Origin of the sequence: Corynebacterium lizhenjunii (assembly GCF_011038655.2) — a bacterium.
Classification (GTDB): domain Bacteria; phylum Actinomycetota; class Actinomycetes; order Mycobacteriales; family Mycobacteriaceae; genus Corynebacterium; species Corynebacterium lizhenjunii.
This window is the reverse complement of sequence record NZ_CP064954.1, coordinates 24,586-41,093: the sequence shown is the minus strand read 5'-3', so window position 1 is coordinate 41,093 and position 16,508 is coordinate 24,586. Positions and strand designations below refer to the sequence as shown.

Annotated in this window: 14 protein-coding genes; 8 read left to right on the top strand and 6 right to left on the bottom strand. The window is 62.0% G+C overall.

Annotated elements, in window-relative coordinates:
- The first annotated feature begins 32 nt into the window (after nucleotides 1–32).
- Together crgA and G7Y31_RS00195 are read left to right on the top strand one after the other, a co-directional pair.
- Nucleotides 33–302 (top strand): cell division protein CrgA, encoded by a 270-nt coding sequence (crgA, locus tag G7Y31_RS00200; RefSeq protein ID WP_165009240.1) that lies wholly within the window; start codon nucleotides 33–35, stop codon nucleotides 300–302.
- A gap of 458 nt (nucleotides 303–760) precedes the next feature.
- The gene (locus G7Y31_RS00195; protein WP_244977406.1) at nucleotides 761–2,269 is read left to right on the top strand and encodes an HNH endonuclease signature motif containing protein; all 1,509 of its coding nucleotides are present in this window, start codon (nucleotides 761–763) and stop codon (nucleotides 2,267–2,269) included.
- A gap of 655 nt (nucleotides 2,270–2,924) precedes the next feature.
- Here G7Y31_RS00195 and G7Y31_RS00190 read toward each other — a convergent pair.
- Together G7Y31_RS00190 and G7Y31_RS00185 are read right to left on the bottom strand one after the other, a co-directional pair.
- Nucleotides 2,925–3,644, bottom strand: coding sequence for a rhomboid family intramembrane serine protease (locus G7Y31_RS00190; protein WP_165009242.1), 720 nt, complete (start codon nucleotides 3,642–3,644; stop codon nucleotides 2,925–2,927).
- Between the two features lie 90 nt (nucleotides 3,645–3,734).
- On the bottom strand, nucleotides 3,735–4,256 hold the full coding sequence (locus G7Y31_RS00185) for a peptidylprolyl isomerase (RefSeq protein WP_196823577.1): 522 nt from the start codon (nucleotides 4,254–4,256) through the stop codon (nucleotides 3,735–3,737).
- Nucleotides 4,257–4,311: 55 nt separating this feature from the next.
- Between G7Y31_RS00185 and G7Y31_RS00180 the strand changes: the two genes are divergently transcribed.
- Complete coding sequence (locus tag G7Y31_RS00180) at nucleotides 4,312–5,067, top strand: HAD family hydrolase (protein ID WP_165009246.1); 756 nt, start codon at nucleotides 4,312–4,314, stop codon at nucleotides 5,065–5,067.
- A gap of 77 nt (nucleotides 5,068–5,144) precedes the next feature.
- Here G7Y31_RS00180 and metE read toward each other — a convergent pair whose 3' ends face one another.
- Together metE and G7Y31_RS00170 are read right to left on the bottom strand one after the other, a co-directional pair.
- Nucleotides 5,145–7,475, bottom strand: coding sequence for a 5-methyltetrahydropteroyltriglutamate--homocysteine S-methyltransferase (metE, locus tag G7Y31_RS00175; protein ID WP_165009248.1), 2,331 nt, complete (start codon nucleotides 7,473–7,475; stop codon nucleotides 5,145–5,147).
- Nucleotides 7,476–7,477: 2 nt separating this feature from the next.
- A complete protein-coding gene (locus G7Y31_RS00170; protein ID WP_165009250.1) occupies nucleotides 7,478–8,413 on the bottom strand; it encodes a methylenetetrahydrofolate reductase in 936 nt (311 codons plus the stop codon).
- Between the two features lie 376 nt (nucleotides 8,414–8,789).
- Here G7Y31_RS00170 and G7Y31_RS00165 point away from each other — a divergent pair, with 376 nt between their 5' ends.
- From G7Y31_RS00165 to G7Y31_RS00150, 4 genes are all read left to right on the top strand, one after another.
- A complete protein-coding gene (locus tag G7Y31_RS00165) occupies nucleotides 8,790–9,698 on the top strand; it encodes a hypothetical protein (protein ID WP_165009252.1) in 909 nt (302 codons plus the stop codon).
- A 159-nt stretch (nucleotides 9,699–9,857) separates the two neighbouring features.
- Entirely contained in the window at nucleotides 9,858–10,061 is a 204-nt protein-coding gene (locus G7Y31_RS00160) for a hypothetical protein (protein ID WP_165009254.1), read from the top strand.
- Between the two features lie 39 nt (nucleotides 10,062–10,100).
- Complete coding sequence (locus tag G7Y31_RS00155) at nucleotides 10,101–11,726, top strand: ABC transporter transmembrane domain-containing protein (protein ID WP_165009256.1); 1,626 nt, start codon at nucleotides 10,101–10,103, stop codon at nucleotides 11,724–11,726.
- Nucleotides 11,726–13,537, top strand: coding sequence for an ABC transporter ATP-binding protein (locus tag G7Y31_RS00150; protein WP_165009258.1), 1,812 nt, complete (start codon nucleotides 11,726–11,728; stop codon nucleotides 13,535–13,537). Before G7Y31_RS00155 ends, G7Y31_RS00150 begins: the two co-directional genes overlap by 1 nt.
- 266 nt (nucleotides 13,538–13,803) lie before the next feature.
- Here G7Y31_RS00150 and G7Y31_RS00145 read toward each other — a convergent pair whose 3' ends face one another.
- Together G7Y31_RS00145 and G7Y31_RS00140 are read right to left on the bottom strand one after the other, a co-directional pair.
- Complete coding sequence (locus G7Y31_RS00145) at nucleotides 13,804–14,604, bottom strand: HNH endonuclease family protein (protein ID WP_165009259.1); 801 nt, start codon at nucleotides 14,602–14,604, stop codon at nucleotides 13,804–13,806.
- Nucleotides 14,605–14,614: 10 nt separating this feature from the next.
- Nucleotides 14,615–15,919, bottom strand: a complete 1,305-nt coding sequence (locus G7Y31_RS00140; protein ID WP_165009262.1) for an AAA family ATPase — start codon at nucleotides 15,917–15,919, stop codon at nucleotides 14,615–14,617.
- A 70-nt stretch (nucleotides 15,920–15,989) separates the two neighbouring features.
- Between G7Y31_RS00140 and G7Y31_RS00135 the strand changes: the two genes are divergently transcribed.
- On the top strand, nucleotides 15,990–16,475 hold the full coding sequence (locus G7Y31_RS00135; RefSeq protein ID WP_165009264.1) for a GNAT family N-acetyltransferase: 486 nt from the start codon (nucleotides 15,990–15,992) through the stop codon (nucleotides 16,473–16,475).
- Nucleotides 16,476–16,508: the final 33 nt, after the last annotated feature.

Below are 16,508 nucleotides of genomic sequence, written 5' to 3'. Positions count from 1 at the left end.
GAACAATCCGTACCAGAATAATCGAGGTAGATATGCCTAAGGCCAAGGTCACAAAGAGCACGACCCCCGTAGTATCCAGCACGGCCACCAACCGCACGCCTGTCAAAATCAATACGGAAGGCACGCCCAAGTGGTACATCGCCATCATGCTGGGGCTCATGCTGCTGGGCCTGGCCTGGATTGTGGTGCACTACCTGGCCGGGGAGCACATCCCCTTCATGCAGGAACTCGGCCCGTGGAATTACGGCATTGGTTTTGGCCTGGCCATCATCGGGCTGCTGATGACCATGGGCTGGCGCTAGTGTAGCGCGTAATCGCCACGCGCTGCTGCTGGTCACCAGCAGCACGAAGGACGCCAACCCCATAAGCAGACTAAAGCCCAGCGCCGCGCCGCCCAAAGCGGCATACGCCTGCTGCGTCTCCCCCGCCGAAGCTGCGCCTGCAATGATGAGCGCAGCATTTAGCGTCAACACCACAGCAAGCACCGTCGATACCACAATCAGCGCAATCCACGATGACAATTCTTTGACCACTGGCTTGGCAGCGAGTTAGAGGAGCTTGCTTTTCCTTCACCGTAAAAATTATCACCAGCGTGCTGTTCGCTGCGCGTAGCGACCGCGTTAAACACAGTCGCCGCGCGCCTTCACCGGGCCGAGTCTCGCACCCACTCCCCCGATCAGGGCTAGATCGCCAGAACTGCGAGAACGAATTTTTCCTAAACCCCTTGCGCGGGTGGTCGCTGCGGTTTAGACTGTGCGCCATGAACGCGGGGGATTTTTTCACCATCCAGTCTCGGGGCATCCACTTAGTCGCCGAATGCGTCGGCATGAGCGCCGAGGATTTCCTAGCCATGGGCGCTGACGGCACTACTGCCGCCGAGTTTGCCCACTTGGTACAGGTCTACTTCGAGCCTGCCGATGCCCCCTCCTCCCGCAACCGTTCCTCCAAGCCCCAGGCCCGCAACCGTTCTTCCCAGTCCGAAGCCCGTGACCGTGCCGCGGCCAAAGCCCAGGCCCGGGCCGAGGCCCAGGCCAAAAGCCTTGCCACCGCCCAAGCCGCTGCCCGTGACTTTGCCACCACCCAAGGCCACAGCCTACGCACCCTCACCCGCATCGAAGAACACGTCAGCCGCGTAAGCAAAGACCGCCGCTGGGAACTACGCCTCCTACTGTGCTCACTGCCCTGGCAAGAACACGACACCGCCGCCGCAGACTTCCGCGGCCCCACAAAGCAATCCAACCCCGAGCGCGGAGTACGCATGACACGCCGGGCCAACAGCAACCACACCATGTCCATTACAGACACCCCACAAGCTGTAGCCGACATGTACGGAGTCCTCACCGCCCAAGCCCAAGCAGCAGCCCAAGCCAAGGCGGAGACCCAAGCAGCAGCGGAAGCCCAGGTTGCCGCTGAAGCCCAGGCCCACGCCGCGCAAGAGTCTCACCCCGGCCTGGACAACAACGCCGACCCCGACCTCAATGGCGCAGAACCCGACACCACTGGCGGCCAGGTCAACGCTGACCTTTACGGCAGCAACAACGCTGACCACCTCGACGCTGATCGCCATGACGGTGGTGATGGTGGCGACGGTGTCGACAGTGGTCGGGTTGCGGGCAGGCCTTATCGGCCGAGTCCGGTGGACTTGGTTGATGCTGCCCACACCATCTTCTTCGGCACAGACGACAACGACGACTCTGTCCCGCATGCCGCAAGGCCCCAGGTACGCACCAACGTCATCATCCGCCTTGAAGACCTCGACACAATCATCCACGGCCACGGCGAAGAAATCACCGTGGAACTCACCAACGGGGCACGCATGACCGGCGCCCAACTCGTAGCCCGCAAACTAGCTGATATTGGGCTTATCACCCTCGTCCACCCCTTTGCTGGCCCAGTCAATCTTTACACGGCTCGTTCTGCCTCCTACAAGCAACGCCTTATGGCATGGGCAGAACACCCCACCTGCGCCTGGCCCGGGTGCAACAAGCCTGCCGAAGAATCCCAGATCCACCACATCCGCCGCCACAAAGACAACGGACAAACAGAACCGTCTAATTTGGTGCCACTGTGCAAGTACCACAACGGCACCAACGACGATGACCCCACCAAACCCACAGGCAGAGGCATCATCGAGCGTCTCAACGGCCGTATTGTCTGGTTCCCACCCTGGGGCGGGCCACCGTGGTACATCCCCAGCCCCGCACACCCCGACCCACCACCACACCCACCACACTCACCGGACCCACCGGACCCACCACAACGGGAGTAGACCGACCCCAGTCGGCTAGTCCCGCACGGCCGACAAGCTGGTCAATTTCGCACGCCCAGCACAACACCCACACCGGACTGACCCAGCTGGTTAGTTCGCCATGTCCGGGCTCGCAACTGACCGCCTGCGCCGCCAGTACGCGTGCCCGAGCTTGGAGGACTCCGCAACGCCGCTTCAGCATGCCTGGGGCCGGCTGCTGCGCGGGTTGTCGGGGTGTGCATTGCCGGATGGGGCGTCTGCTCCGGCATCGGCTGGTTCCGCCGCTGTACGGCACCCAACAGCGCGCGGCGGTTGGGCGCACAACGATTGTGATACACGGCGATTGGCGGGCGGCGGTTGGGCACAGCGTCTGGGCGCGCGGCGGTGGTGCAGTGTTTCACATCAGTGTTGAGAAAGTTATCCACAGGTTGGGGATAAATCTGTGGATGAACGCATTTCACAGCGTTGTCCACACCCTGTGGATAACTGCCCTGAAGGTTTTCACAGCACCGGGGTTTTGTCATTCACGCGGCTATACCCTGGCTGATCTGGGAAAACTCCGCCCACGCGTTTGAGAAATTACAAGAATGTGGTTATCCACAATGTGGATAACCACTGTGGAATCCTTTCGCACAAGCGTCCGCGTGGAAAACTAGGGGCACTTATCCCCAAGCGGCTACACCACAGCAATCGCGGCCAACACCAACACTGCCGCCGCGCCGCACAACACCACCCCAGTCCAGCGGACCCATGCCCGGCGGCTGCGCACGAAAACCAACAGGCACATACCCGTTATTAGCCCGCCCACGTGACCCCACAGTGAAACACTGGGATCGCTCACCGTGTACAGCACATTGGCCCCTATGAGAAACAGCGTCGGGCGCAAATCCAGCCCACGCGCGCGCTGCGCCCCCAACAACAGCGCCATAATTCCATACAGTGCACCCGAAGCCCCCACGGTCGGCTGCTCAAACGCCAGCCACACAACACCGGCCGCTCCGCCTAATCCAGCAACCGCATAGCACGCCGCGAACAGCGCCGAACCCAGCCAGCGCTCCACCTCCCGGCCCACCAGCAACAGAAACAGCAGGTTAACCGCCAGATGAGCCCCATTAACATGGACGAACATTGACCCCGGGACCTGCCACCACTGCCCTGCAGCCACCATCGGCCCCCACAGCGTCCACGAATTGGCCAATGCAGAATCGTAATAGTCCCCCATTAGGGAGCCAGCTTGCACCAGGCACACCAACCACACCGCCACGCAGGCGATCGCGATGATCACAGTCACCGGCGCCCCAGCAGCAAAACGGCGCACGCACTGCCGCCAGGGCTGGCGCGGTGGGCGCGGCGGCATCGGCAGCGGCTGCGACTGGGTAGGCGGAATGCGAGACACTACAAACTCCTTACCTGTGGGGACGAAAAACGCAACGCACCCCGTGGGTAGCACCAGGGCGTACTCACGGGGTGGTATTCAGCAGTGATCTTAGGCGATCTCGATGGACTCAATCACCACGTCATCTAGCGGACGGTCAGCGTAGCCGGTGGCAACGCGGGAAATCTTGGCCACGACCTCCTGGGAGGCGGGGTCGGTGACCTCACCGAAGATGGTGTGGTGGTTGTTCAGGTGCGGGGTGGGCGCCACTGTGATGAAGAACTGCGAACCGTTGGTACCTGGGCCGGCATTAGCCATGGCCAGCAGGAAGGGGCGATCAAACTGCAGCTCCGGGTGGAACTCATCCTGGAACTGGTAGCCCGGGCCACCGGTGCCGGTGCCGGTGGGGTCGCCGCCCTGGATCATGAACCCCTCGATGATGCGGTGGAAGATTGCACCGTCGTAGAACGGGCCGGACTGCTCGCCCTTGGCGTTTTGAGTGGAGTAGTCCTTTTCGCCCTTAGCCAGGCCGATGAAGTTTTCAACAGTGACCGGTGCGTGGTTACCGAACAGGTCGATCACAATGTCACCGTGGTTGGTGTGCAGAGTTGCAGTTGCGGTCTTTTGAGTCATGCCCACCAATTATAGAGAAAAACCCCGCACCGCGTCGGGGCCTAAACTATCTGGCATGGATTATCCCGTGGTGACCGCCAGCTGCCGTGCGGTGCTCTTCGATCTCGATGACACCTTGATGGACCATCAAAGTGCCCTGCGCGACGGGGTGGACGAGTGGTGCACCCAGCTGGGCCTGCCCACCGGCCAGCATGCGCGGTTTCTTCAGTTGGAGAAGAAGTGGTTTGCCGCCTATGAGCGCGGGGAGGTTAGCCACGCCCAGCAGCGTGCGGGCCGTTGCCGGGAGTTCCTGGGCCGCCCAGAGCTTAGCGATACCGCCGCCCTGGAAGCCTATGCCGGCTACCTGGCTGCTTACCGCCGCAATTGGCGCCCGTTTGCCGATGCCCTCCCGGTCCTTCACCGTGCCCTTGCTGCGGGTGTACAGGTGGGAGTGTTGACCAATGGCACCCAGCAGATGCAACAAGCAAAGCTCCAGGCCGGTGGCCTGGAGCTAGAGGGGGTGGAACTTTTTGCCACCGTGGAAATGGGGGCACCCAAGCCGCAGCCGCAGGCTTATCTGCATGCGTGTGAGCGCTTGGGCGTGGCCCCGGCGCAGACTCTGATGGTGGGTGACTCCCTGGCCAACGATGTGGAGGGAGCTCGCGCGGCGGGCCTGCAGGCGCTGCACCTTTGCCGTGCGAGAAGCCCGGAAGCAACTGCGCGACTGGAGGCAACTGCACAACCGGAGGGAATCAGGAGCCTGGAAGGCGCCCAAAGCCCAGCTCGCGGTGGCGGGGTATTGCGCAGCTTAGACCAGCTGCGCTTTGCCTGATTACGCCGAGGGTCTAGCGCCAGGTGGCAGCTGGTGGCAGCTGGTGGCAGCTGGTGGTAGGTGGTGGCAGGTGTTGGCTAGGACTCCTGGACCGCGCCGCTGCCCAGAACCTCGTCGCGAGCTAGCACCATGTTGCGCAGGGCCGCCTCGGTTTCCTTGTAGCCGCGGGTCTTGAGTCCACAGTCCGGGTTGATCCACAGGCGCTGAGCCGGGAAACTGCGCAGGGCCGCGCGGATAAGCTCGGCCATCTCTGCCACAGAAGGCACGCGCGGGGAATGGATGTCGTAGATGCCCGGGCCCAGCTGGGAGTAGAAGCGGTCATCGACGTCCTGCAGCAGTTCCATGCGGGAGCGAGCAGCCTCGATGGAGGTCACGTCCGCATCCAGGGCGGCCACCGCGTCAATGATCTGCCCGAACTCCGAATAGCACAGGTGGGTGTGAATCTGGGTCTCCGGGCGAGCGTTGACAGAGACCAGGCGGAAGGAGCGCACGGCCCAATCCAGGTACTCAGCACGGTGCTCGCGGCGCAGCGGCAGCAGCTCACGCAGAGCCGGCTCGTCGATCTGGATGATGGAGACACCGGCCTCCTCCAGGTCGCGGACCTCATCAGCCAGGGCCACGCCCAGCTGGTCAGCAGAAACTGCCAGAGGAACATCGTCGCGGGCAAAGGACCACGCCAGAATGGTCACCGGGCCGGTGAGCATACCCTTGAGCGGCTTGTCCGTCAGGGACTGCGCGTAGCGGGTCCACTCCACGGTCATGGCCTCCGGGCGGGAGATGTCACCGACGATGATCGGCGGACGAGTGCAACGGGAGCCATAAGACTGTACCCAGCCGTTTTCGGTCACCACGCAGCCATCGAGCAGCTCTGCAAAGTACTGCACCATGTCATTGCGCTCCGGCTCGCCGTGCACCAGCACGTCCAAGCCCAGCTTCTCCTGGACCTCCACCACGTGGGCGACCTCGCGGCGCAGGGCCTCGACGTAGTCGGCATCGGAAAGCTCACCGCTGCGGTGGGCGGCCCGGCAGGCGCGGATCTCTGCGGTCTGCGGGAAGGAACCAATGGTGGTGGTAGGCAGCTGCGGCAGGTTCAGCGCGCGTTGGGCCTCCTCACGCTCGGCGTAGAGCGGCTGGCGCTGCACCTGACCCTGCGGCAGGGCCTCCACGCGCTCGCGTACGGCATCATTGTGGGTGCGGCTGGACTCGGCGCGGGTGCGTACCACGCGCTCGGCGCGGGCGAAGGCATCGGCAGCCTCGAAGGGGCCAGCAGCCAGGGCCACGACCTCAGCGACCTTTTCATCTGCAAAGGACAGCCACGGTGCCACGTCCACCGGCAGGGAGGTCTCCGCGCCAACGGAGTGGGGCACGTGCTGCAGGGAGACCGAGGTAGACACACCCACGGTGACCTCCGGCAGGGCCTCCTTGACCTTAGCCACCAGCTCGTGGACCTGGTGCAGGTTGGCGGCCCAAACATTGCGGCCGTCGATAGCACCCAGGACCAGGTGAGAGACCTGAGCGGCAGTGGCGATGATGTGCTCAACGTAGTTCGGCTCCGCAGCCAAGGTGACGGTAGAAACATCGACCTGCAGGGCCTCCGGGCCCACCTCGGCCAGGGCCTCCAGGCCGGCGCGGGCAGCACCATACGGGGTGGTCACATACAGCTGCGGGCGCGCCTCTAGGCCCAGCAGCTGGGTGTAGGCGGTGCGTGCGTGCTGTGCTAGCTCCTCATCGGAAGCAGACTCCAGGTCAGCAACCAGGGCCGGCTCTAGCAGCTGCACCCACTCCACGCCGGCGCCAGCTAGCTCGCTAAGCACCTGTGCATAAGCCTCTACCAGGGCTGGCAGGTGCTCTAGCGGTGCGGTGGTGGCGCCCTCGGCGGCCTTGGACAGCGCCAGCAAGGTCACCGGGCCCACCAGCACTGGGCGAACCTGGTGGCCAGCAGCACGGGCCTCTTCTACAATGCGCAGCACGCGGGCGGCAACGGGGCGGAAGGAGGGGGTATCGGCAAGCTCAGGCACCAAGTAGTGGTAGTTGGTGTCGAACCACTTGGTCATCTCCAGCGCCGGGGTGTCCGCATTGCCGCGGGCCAGGCGGAACTCCTCTTCCAGGCGGGCCTCCAGGGAATCATCCTCCCCGCTGCCCAGCACGCCGACGGTCAGCGCGGTCTCCAGCACGTGGTCGTAGTGCGCCACATCGGCCGGGATGGCATAAGGCTGGGTCAGGCCCAGGCCGTGGAGGTGGTTGTAGGTGTCCACGCGCAGGGCGTGGGTGGCAACGTGGAAGTCCTCAGCGCTGATGTTGCCGGCCCAGAACTTCTCCAGTGCGTGCTTGAGCTCGCGCTGGGCGCCCACGCGAGGGTAGCCCTCGATGGTTGCTGTGGGGAAGGGTACGGAAGACGCAGACGTCATAGCTATACTCCTAGTCTTTGCATAATTTCAGTGGTCAAAGGGGCGTCATTGTGCGTGTACAGGTGCAGCCCGGGCGCTCCGCCTTCGAGGCAGGCACGCGCCAGCTCCACGGTGATTTCCAGGCCGCTGTCCGGGTTGGACTCCAGCCGCTGACGCAGGCGGTCTGGAACCGGGATGCCGGACAGCTGGGACATTCGCTCCAGCCGGGCCGGGGTGGTCACGGGCATAATTCCCGGAATCAGCGGGATCCGCACCCCCGCCAGGCGGGCGCGCTGCAGGAAACGCAGATAGTCCTCGGCGTCGAAGAAGAGCTGGGTGATGGCAAAGTCCGCGCCCAGGCGCTGCTTGGCCAGCAGGACGTCGAAGTCCTCTTCGGTGTTGGCGGACTCGCTGTGGCCGTTGGGATAACACGCCACGCCCACCGCGATTCGCCCGGCGGCCAGGCGGGCAAGCTGCTCGCTTTCTCGCTGGCGGATAAGCCGCACCAGGGAGTCCGCGTGTGGCAGGTATCCCGGGGGCAGGCGGTCTTCGCCGGGCGGCAGATCCCCGCGCAGGGCCAGCAGGCCGCGCACCCCGGAGTCCACCAGGCGGTCAATCCAGCCGCTGAGCTCATTAACTGGCCCGGCGGTGCACGCCAGGTGAGCCAAGGGACGCATGTTGGTGGTGGTGCTGATGCGCTCAATAAAGCGCGCAGTACCCTCTAGCCACCCAGAGCGCTGTGAACTAGTCACGGCCACGTAGTCCGGGTTGTACTGGGCCAGCGTGTCTAGCAGGTTGTCCAGGCGGGAGGCATCGTCTTCGTTGCGCGGGGGAATGACCTCGAAAGACATGGCCACGCGCGTGGGGTGCTGGGATGGCGCCGGGTCCGCGGTGGGGTAACCCAGCGGCTGATCAAGCAAGTGATCAATGGGCGCAGAGGCCGACATTCTCGCTGGCATGGGGTCCTTCTTTACAGGGTTATCTTTTGAGGGGTCGTTACGAGTGGTTGGTCATTTCAGTGAATAAGAATGTACCAAGCGGTCTATTTTTATTGGAAGGGCGGATTTTTTGGTGATATCTTTCCGGCGGGCGTACCTTGATAAATCCCTGGTTGAAGCGATGAATAAAATTCCAGCAAGAGTGGACAGCTCTGTCCAATCTGGAGGGTTGAGGCGCGGTCGCACACTGCCTGCGCCGGACCCGCCGCGCACATTGCCGCAGGGAAACCAGTACGCTAGTGGGCAGAGCGCGGGCCAACACAGCGCCCCGCGGTACTAGCACAGGCACCATCCCCGGTGCCGGAAAAGCTGAGAAAACCATTTAAGGAGTTCCCGCATGAACCTCGCCTACCTGCGCCCCACCGTTTCTCTGGCGCACAACGCCTGGGACAAATTCGCCGATTACCGCGACCAGAAAGCCCGGGAGGCCTACGCCGCGTTAGAGTCCGCCGCCGGGCAGGCCGATACCGCAATAAGCGAAGCTTTCCCCCGCGCTCGCCGGGAAGCCGGCGCCGTTACCCGCGCAGCCCACGCCCGCCTGGAGCGCACCCTAGAGGAGTTGTCTTCCCAAGGCGAAGACGCCGCCCACGCCCTTGGCGACCGCGTTTCGCAAGCCCGCTCAGAAGCCGCCAAGTCCATCAAGAAGGCCAAGAAGCAGGGCCGCGCCCACATCAAGGAGGCGCGCAAGACCACCCGCAAGGAAGCCAAGGCCGCCAAGAAGCAGGCCCACAAGCAGGCAAAGAAGTACTCCAAGCGCGCCAAGTCCCATGCGAGGTCCCACAAGAAGTCCCGCGGCGCGTGGACCTTCGGTGCCCTGGTGGCGCTGATCGCCGCGGCGCTGGGCGGGCTCTACTACTACCTGCGCAAGAATGACATCCCCAGCGAGCAGCCCCCGCGCGTCGAGGAGTTTGCCGCTGACTCCTCCAAGGTCTCCGGCTCCACGCTGGTCTACACCTCTACTTCCGCCAGCGATTTGGCCGAGGAGCCCGTGCGCGAGCGCGACGAGGAACTGCTGGGCGCCATCGACTCCCAGCTCGCGGACCTGCGCGGGGAGAACGGTGACTCCGAGCGTATTACCGACGCCGAGCCTGCCGATGCCTCCGCTGCCGATGCCTCCTCTGCCGACGCACCCGCTGCCGATGCCCCCGCTTCCGATACTGCAGCTTCCGACACCGCGGATGGCGCAGCCAAGCAGTCCGGCGACGACGCCAAGCACCGCCTCGACGAAGGCCGGCAGAAGAACTAAACCCACCGCGGTAACCAAATAAACACGCAACGCGGCCTTCACCCCCATTTGGGAGTGGCGGCCGCGTTGTGTAGATCTCACCAAATTGCACACCCGCGGCACCCAGTGATGAGATGGACCTTTCACTTGTCTATCTCATCTACCCCCTGCGGAGGACACATGCCATTTAGCGGATTGACCGTGCGGCTCAAGGATGGATCTGTATTCTATTTCAACGCCGGTCCCGTGCTGGGGGATTCGCAGTTGCGCATTGATTTGCTGCGCGATGCCGTGGATAACGGATCCTTCTTTACCTCCGTAGACACCGCAGGCACGCAGCGCCGTTTCCACGGCGATGACGTTGCCAATTACCACCTGGGTTAAACCCGGCCGAAGACAGCAGCGGCAGTAAAATACTGCCCCGTGACTAATCCCGAATCGCACCCCACTTACCCGCGCCTTAAAACGTGGGCGTGGTACGCCCCTGCCCACCCACCGCAGGGGGAACCAGATTTAACAGAAACCACCCCGTGGGCCAACACCTCGGCTGCCACGCGGCGGTTGCTTTTTGCTCAGCCCCGCGGCGTGGTGGGCATCATCCTGAGCATGCTGCTCAGCGCCCCGTTGGGCGCGGTGGTCTCCCTGGTAGTCGGCCGCGCCACGGATTACGCCTTTGCGGATCCTTCCTGGCGCACGTTGGGCATTCCCCTGCTGTGCCTGGCGGCCTTGTTGTACTTCCAGTACCTTTTTGAGGCCACCGCCGACGGCTTTACCGATATTTCCCAGGCCCGCACCACGCATACACTGCGACTCAATCTGCTCCAGCGCCTGCTAAGCACCCGCACCCGGGGGCTGAACCCGGGCCGTTTGCTCAACACGATGGACCAGGATTCGGACTTCATCGGCAGGCTCAAGCAAGTGCTGAACTTTCCGGTAATGATGGTGGGCTACTTGGGCGGTTCCATCGCGGTGATTGCGCCGATGAGCAGCTCGGTTGCCCTCCTCATGGCCGTCGGCGCGCTGTGTACCGCCCTGGCTTCTTGGGCTACGGCAAAGCCGATGAGCAAAGCCGCCGCCCGGCGTCGCGTCAAGGAATCTGCCGCCTTATCCCTGGCCACCGATGTCGCGCAGGGCAACCGGGTGGTCAAGGGCCTCGGTGCCGGGCCGGTGGCCCGGGAGCGCTTTGGGGCGGCCGCCAGCGAGGCCTTGGACGCGATGCTCTACGAGGTGCGCCAGCAGACCATTTTTAACTTGCTGCGCCAGCTGGTACCTACGGCTTTTGCAATTGTCGCACTGTTGTGGGCGGGCTGGCAGGCCTTCGCCGGGGAGATCAGCCCTGGCAACATGATGACTATCACCATGGTGGTGCCCCCGTCCATGACGGCCCTGGGGCACTCGCTGGGCATGCTGACCTGGGTGTGGGCCCGGGGGGCGGCATCGGCAGACAGGGTGGCAGGACTTCTGCAAGAGCTTGCCGATGCCCCCTCAGCTCACCCCACCCAGCTCCTCACCCCAGGGCACACAGCCCTGCCGGAGGGCAGCACGAACCCGGGCCTGCAGGTGTGGAACCCGCAGACGGTGCAGGGCCGGGCCACCGTGGCGCAGTGGGCGGAATACCTGGATGTCCGCCACGCGGCTCTGTGCCCGCCGCACCGCGTCAACGTGCTGGAAGGCACGCTGGAGGATAACGTCAACCCCACCGGCGAGGTCGACCCCCGTCACGTGGAGGCGGCGCTGGAGGCCGCGGCTTGCGGGGACATCATCAACCGCCTGGGCGGCTATGGCTCCCAGGGCCAGCTGCCCACCGCGCCGATTGGCGAGGCCGGGCTAAACCTCTCCGGCGGGCAGCGCCAGCGGGTGGCCTTGGCGCGCGCGTTGGCTGCGGACCCGGAGATTTTGGTGCTGGATGAGCCCACTACCGGCCTGGATTCGCTGACCTTGGCCGCGGTGGCGGAGCGCGTGGCGGCGTTTCGCGCGCACCGGACCACGATTGTGATTACCTCAGCCCCCACGTGGGCTGCTCATGCTACTCGGGTGGTGAATTGCTAATGGCTACTACGCATTCTGATGCCCTGGCTCCGGCCAGCGCCCTAGATTCCTGGCGGTACTTGAAGACTCTGCCTTCTGCTCCACGCCGCGGCTGGGTTTGGGCTCTGGTGGCGGTGTTTGCCGGCACCATCGTGATGATGAACCTGGGCTCGAATGTCCTAGGCCGCATTGTGGACCTGGTCAACGGGCTGGAGTTGCCGGTGCTCGGCGGCGGGCACTCCGGCATGGTGCGGGCCCTGGTGGTGGTGGCGGTGGCCCTGTTGGCGGAGGCCTTGGGTCGCGCGCTGGGCGGCTACATGATTCAGGCACGCACCCGCCGCCTGGCCATGGATCTGCGCACCGCCGCGTTGGATTCTGTCCTGCGCGCTCCGGTGCCCAAGATTATGGAGCTGGGCACCGGCAACGTGATTACCCGCTTGTCCAAGGACATTGATAATGCCGTCAATGCGGTATCCATGATGGGCGAGCGCATGGCCATTACCTTGTTCATTTTGCCCATCACGGCAGTGACTATGCTGCTTATTCACCCGCTATATGCCATTATCTTTGTGGTGGCCGGGGTGGTGATGTACCCGTTTATTAAGGGCACCGTGCGCGATATTCCGGCGGTGGCCAATATGGTCTCTACCTCGGAGGCCACTCGCAATAACGTGCTGCTAGATACCATCCGCTCTTTGGAGACGCTGCGGCGATTTTCCCTGGCGGACTGGGCCACTAAGCGCATGGAGCGCACCTCCTGGCAGACGGTACAAGCCTGGGCAGATAAGGTGCCGCTGATTAATCGCATTATTGGCCAGGGCACGTTTGCGTTTGGTATTTTGCTGCTGGGATCGTTGCTGTTGTCAGTGCCCATGGTGCAGGCGGAGTGGATAACCGCAGGCCAGGCTTCAGCGGCTGTGCTGCTGGTGGTGCGGCTGGAAGTCCACGTCTTTAACGTGTTGTTCTTTGCCGGGGAAATTCAATACGCCGTGACCTCCCTGGGCCGGGCGGTGTCCTTGGCCACCCTGGCTGATGATGCGGCCACCTACGCGGGCAGCCACACTGCTGCCCTCGCAGGCAGCCCGGCTATCACCATCGAAGCCTTGAGTTACTCCTACCCAGGTGGTGAACCGGTGCTGCGCCATATTGACCTGGAGCTAGCGGCGGGTACCACCACGGCGTTGGTGGGCACCTCCGGTGCGGGTAAGTCCACCCTGGCGGCATTGGTGGCGGGCTTACAATATCCTTCCGCCGGGAGGATCCGGGTGGGCGATGTAGATACCTCCACGGTGCCCAACACCTGGATCACCGAGCACGTTGCCCTGGTCACCCAGGAGGTCCACTTGTTCTCCGGGAGCTTGCGCGATGATCTGCTCATGGCCGCCCCGCAGGCCAGCGATGCCCAGCTGCTCGCCGCCCTGGCCGAAGTGGGCTTGGAACCAGATACCGCCTTGTGGGATCGCTGGCTGCCCCAGGGCCTGGATACCCTCATTGGTGCAGGGAATGAGGAGGTGGGCGCAGAAGTTGCCCAGCAGATTTCCCTGGCACGCATGGTGCTGCGCCAACCCCCGGTGCTGATTATGGATGAGGCCACCTCAGAGGCCGGTTCAGAGCATGCCACCGTCCTGGAACACGCTGCCCGCACTGTGGCCAAAGGGCGTACCACCTTGGTGGTGGCCCACCGGCTGGACCAGGCCCGCGAGGCCGATCGCATTATCGTGATGGACCACGGCGAGATTGTCGAGGACGGCACCCACGCCACGCTGCTGGCCGAAGGCGGCCGCTACGCCCGCGCCTACCGCCAGTGGGAGCGCGGCTCCGCCACCGCGTAATTCATGCAGGCGGTGCCCTGCCACCGCGTTGTTCATGCAGGCGGTGCCCCGCCACAACCTAGTGCACGGCTACCCCGCCACGGTTAACGGAGGCCGACCCCGGCAACTCCACGCGAGAATTCGCCGCCCCTGCCCCACTGCTTGTTACAGATGCCAGGTGCTTCACTACGGGCTCTCAAGCCTTCGCCGCCGCAAAGAACAGCCCTGATGCTCGCTTCACCCGGTCGGAGTCACCTCACTCACACCAACCACTTAGAGCCCGCTAATTACGACTTATCGAGCTCCGCACCATAGCTGTAATACACTGAAATCAGCGCACTGCTCTCTTCTTCTTCTCGCGCAATAGCATCGTTAAACAATTTTTTCCTAAGCTCCTGGCGGCTGATTCCATGCTTCCGGGCCGCTTGCCGCTGAACTTTCTCGTTGCTCTGCTTTACTAATGCCACCAATAGTTTTCTACGCGAGTCTTTCAGCTGTGTTGAATTAAGATTAAGGACCTCATCGAGAACTCGCTGCGCTCGCTCTTCCTGTTCCTCGTCTGTAAAATAAAGCTTATTTGGTACGAGTTTCCCATCTCTTTTTACCCGGACAAGAGACCTGCGCGGCACAACTTGATCAGACGATGGCGCGACCGCGAAGCGGTTAGGGTTCAGAAAATCGCTGCAAATGTCTTTGCTAGCTTTCTTGGTATCGCAGCAATACTCTGTTCCACCCTCCTGGATACGGCCATCACACACCGCCAACATATTTTCCAACGCTAGGGGCGACTGCTCCCACGTTCCTACTCCCGTGGCCTTCTCGCATTTATCGGAACTATAATCCTGACTCTGGGGATGAAAGTGTTCTATTTTATTTGCCTGACGGCTGCTGCGATTAACGCGACCAGCCTTTTTTGAGTGCTGCTTGTTGTTGATCTTCTGCTCACAGTATGCGCACCTCGACCCTTGCCTTAAAAGTAAGTATTCACGAAGCTGGTCTTTATTTAGATCTTCGTAACGAGTCGCTTGCTTCAGCTGAGCGACTATCTTCTTCTTCATTTGAGGGTCTTCGCGGCGTACAACAAACATCTAGCACCTGCTAATCAATCTCGTCGAAGAACAAATACGCATCAGCATCAGCGAGCTCCGGGACAAGATCAATCCCACCGAGTTCATTCTCTAGCCTCTCCCTCAGCTTCCGCGCTTCGTCTGTCCTGCCATCGCCAGCATGAACCATCTCCATGTACCTCGAGAGGAGCTCACGGTTCGGAGTGTCCGGATTGGGATCTGCTCCCTGAATTTCGTTAATCACCTTCTCAACTTTTAGTCCTTGAGAAAATTCAGGGGTTCGGACCGTATTATTGTCAAGAATTCTAATCGACCCCGTAGGGGCGCTAGAGATGACCAGTGGGCTATGCGTACTGACAATGAATTGCACAGCAGGAAAAGTGCTTAATAATGAATCGATAATCTTTCGCTGCCACTCAGGGTGCAAGTGCATGTCCACTTCATCAATTAGCACTATTCCCGGCGTCTGTTTGCGTAACTCTTCTCCTGACAAGTGCGGATTGAGGCGTCCCATTCGTGTCGCAATATCCAATGCCAGGCCGGCACAGATTTTGGTGCCCGTTGCAAGAAAGCTCAACGGAAGCGTGCCATAGTCTTCATGCGTTAAAACTACGGATTTCACCTTGCGGTCCCAACGGGCATTTCCCCACCCCGTGGGCTTGAGTACCTCATTACAAGAATCGAAGATCGACTTTAGTTGCCGGATGTTTGCATCTTCGTCGGGATCTTCACCAGCACTGAGAGCATCCAAACGCTGCTCGTCTAGGTATTCGATATATGCCGAAAGCTGGTTTAAATCAGATCGAGGGTCCAAGACATTCTCGTATGCTGCCAGACGTGACGTAGGCACAGCTGACTTTTTGGGAATCTCTTTAACGAGACGTTCGACCCCATATGCCGCCAAAATTGGGGCTTCTGTAGTGCTGCCAACTTCTTGGAGCTCATTTTTCAGGTCCTCGCAAAACTTACGAAACTCGGAGTTTGGCCCTTTAGTTCTTCCTCGCGCCTCTAAGGTACGGGTCAGATCGAAAGTTTTTTCCCCGGCTATTAACCGTGCCCCCACTGACACCGGATAATGGGGCTCAGCCTGGGAGACTCGTTCATTGTTTCCCAGCTGCGGCGCAATTCGCGCATCCTCGCGTGAAAGATTAAAGGACTTGTGCTCAAAGACCCCGACCGGGATTGACAAGATAACTTTGAGTGCATCCAAGATAGAAGTTTTGCCGGCTCCGTTCTTACCAGTGAGCACCGTTAACCGATCCTCAAAGTCCAGTTCCAGGCTCTCATAGTTACGAAAATTTCGAAGCTCAAGAGAGCCAATTCGCCACGCTACCATACGTGCATCGTAGCAGGGTTGCAGGTAGCACAACATATTCGGCGGCGTCCGCGGACCTACACTGGTGCGCATGACTGCTGAGCTTGACCTGCGCCCCGCCACTGAGTCCGACCGCACCTACATCGCCCGCCTGAATTATCTCGCGGATGTCTTTGGCAAGGAAAGCGCCCCGCTGTCGGAGAGCTTCGCACAGGATTATGACTATTACGTTTCCACGTGGAGGCCGGGCGATGGCGGAGTGATCGCCTGGCGCGAGCTTGTCCCGGCGGGTGGGGTGTGGCTGCTGTGGGGAACCGCCCAGCGCCACGGATATGGTCACGTGGCCGAGGGCATCCCGGAGCTTGCCCTAGCAGTCGAGGAGCGTTTCAAGGGACAAGGGTTGGGCACAGTACTTCTCGATGCCGCCGCAAACCTCGCCCGCCAGATGGGCGCCCCGGGCATTTCGCTTTCGGTTGCCCACAGCAATTCCCGTGCCGACAGGCTCTACCGCCACGTGGGTTTTGAGCAGGTTGACGATGCCGCCGGACACTACGTCCTGCTCAAGCAGTGGGGCTAGCGTTTCCGCAGGCCGGAAGTCACAGCAGGCACA

What these genes read in the sequence shown, in the direction of transcription:
- crgA (WP_165009240.1), top strand. Translation starts at nt 33, where the DNA reads ATGCCTAAGGCCAAGGTCACAAAGAGCACGACCCCCGTAGTATCCAGC.
- G7Y31_RS00135 (WP_165009264.1), top strand. Translation starts at nt 15,990, where the DNA reads ATGACTGCTGAGCTTGACCTGCGCCCCGCCACTGAGTCCGACCGCACC.
- G7Y31_RS00140 (WP_165009262.1), bottom strand. Translation starts at nt 15,919, where the DNA reads ATGGTAGCGTGGCGAATTGGCTCTCTTGAGCTTCGAAATTTTCGTAAC.
- metE (WP_165009248.1), bottom strand. Translation starts at nt 7,475, where the DNA reads ATGACGTCTGCGTCTTCCGTACCCTTCCCCACAGCAACCATCGAGGGC.
- G7Y31_RS00180 (WP_165009246.1), top strand. Translation starts at nt 4,312, where the DNA reads ATGGATTATCCCGTGGTGACCGCCAGCTGCCGTGCGGTGCTCTTCGAT.
- G7Y31_RS00150 (WP_165009258.1), top strand. Translation starts at nt 11,726, where the DNA reads ATGGCTACTACGCATTCTGATGCCCTGGCTCCGGCCAGCGCCCTAGAT.
- G7Y31_RS00145 (WP_165009259.1), bottom strand. Translation starts at nt 14,604, where the DNA reads ATGTTTGTTGTACGCCGCGAAGACCCTCAAATGAAGAAGAAGATAGTC.
- G7Y31_RS00165 (WP_165009252.1), top strand. Translation starts at nt 8,790, where the DNA reads ATGAACCTCGCCTACCTGCGCCCCACCGTTTCTCTGGCGCACAACGCC.
- G7Y31_RS00185 (WP_196823577.1), bottom strand. Translation starts at nt 4,256, where the DNA reads ATGACTCAAAAGACCGCAACTGCAACTCTGCACACCAACCACGGTGAC.
- G7Y31_RS00195 (WP_244977406.1), top strand. Translation starts at nt 761, where the DNA reads ATGAACGCGGGGGATTTTTTCACCATCCAGTCTCGGGGCATCCACTTA.
- G7Y31_RS00170 (WP_165009250.1), bottom strand. Translation starts at nt 8,413, where the DNA reads ATGCCAGCGAGAATGTCGGCCTCTGCGCCCATTGATCACTTGCTTGAT.
- G7Y31_RS00160 (WP_165009254.1), top strand. Translation starts at nt 9,858, where the DNA reads ATGCCATTTAGCGGATTGACCGTGCGGCTCAAGGATGGATCTGTATTC.